This is a genomic window from Moorena sp. SIO4E2 (genome assembly GCF_010671945.1).
Taxonomy (GTDB): Bacteria; Cyanobacteriota; Cyanobacteriia; order Cyanobacteriales; family Coleofasciculaceae; genus Moorena; species Moorena producens.
The window spans coordinates 1-1,159 of sequence record NZ_JAAHIE010001349.1 but is presented as its reverse complement, the minus strand read 5'-3'; the positions used below and the strand labels follow the sequence as shown (position 1 = coordinate 1,159).

The following is a 1,159-nucleotide window of genomic DNA, read 5'->3' as shown; positions in this document are numbered from 1 at the left end:
TAAAATTTATGGGTTTTCAAGTCAATGGTTGTTTATTGTTATTGGTTTACACATACTACTAGAAGGTCGAATTTTTGGATATTCCGATCCTTTAGAAAATCGTTGGAATTCTATAATATTGTGTTTCGCGACTATTGCAGTAGTTACCTTAACTACATTAAGACCTGTAAGTGATAGTCTTTCTGATCTGACTGTGTTATTCATACTTATAACTCAATCATTGATCTGGGTTTCTGGCATTCAATATTTATGGGATGCCAGAGAGTATATCATTCAATCATTTGAGTCAAACTAATCACATTATTTTTTAAAAAAATTCTGCATAAAAATAGTTACGAATAGGCGATAATATAAATTAGAATACAAGTAATTATAGTTTGAAAAACAGAAGAGTTAATGAATAATAATCAAGAAGCCCAATTCTTAGCAAAGTGGTCAAATAAATGGAACACTGAGAGCAGCGAGGTTGAGAAGGAATATGATACTTTAGCTCAAGTGTATGAGGAAAAAGTCTTGAATTGGCAGTATGCTGGTCATCAGGTTGCTGCTGAACTGATTGCAAAGTTTGTTGCTACCGATGGCAAAATTTTGGATCTCGGATGTGGAACGGGACTTGCTGGACAAGCTCTTCTAGAACAAGGTTATCAAACCATAATTGGAGTTGACATTTCTGGTAAATCTTTAGACCTCGCTAGAGAAAAAAATATTTATACTGCTTTATATAAAGCAGATATACAGCAAGCATTGCCATTTCAAGATAATGAATTTGATGGAATCATTTCCACTGCTGTGCTTACTAATATGGAAACGTCAAATGTGTTGTATGAGTTTTGCCGAGTAGTAAAGCCGGGAGGATATCTGGTGTTTACAAACCGAGAGGATATCCACTCTCAAAAAAAATTCGACGTTACCTTGCAACAGATGGAGTCAGAAGGCATTTTAAAACAAGCCTATCTTTCGCCACCACAACCCTATCTTCCCAATAATCATGATTATGCAGAGAAGATCAAGATTCTGTATTGTGCCTATGAGGTGTGCATTTGATGTTTCTCCGGGCTATTGGCGAAGCTTGCGCCTTAGCCCATAGCATTGGAGATTCTAAAAGGTCGTTAATTCACGTCCTTCTAGAAATTAAAACATGGAGGCTCTCAACTCTGTT

General features: G+C 36.1%; 2 protein-coding genes. Both read left to right on the top strand.

The features are described from left to right. Nucleotides 1-295, top strand: a 295-nt coding sequence (locus F6K37_RS43600; protein WP_287257374.1) for a hypothetical protein, incomplete at its 5' end; no start/stop codon positions are given. Between the two features lie 101 nt (nucleotides 296-396). Continuing rightward, the gene (locus F6K37_RS43595; protein WP_287257373.1) at nucleotides 397-1,044 is read left to right on the top strand and encodes a class I SAM-dependent DNA methyltransferase; all 648 of its coding nucleotides are present in this window, start codon (nucleotides 397-399) and stop codon (nucleotides 1,042-1,044) included. Nucleotides 1,045-1,159 lie beyond the last annotated feature (115 nt).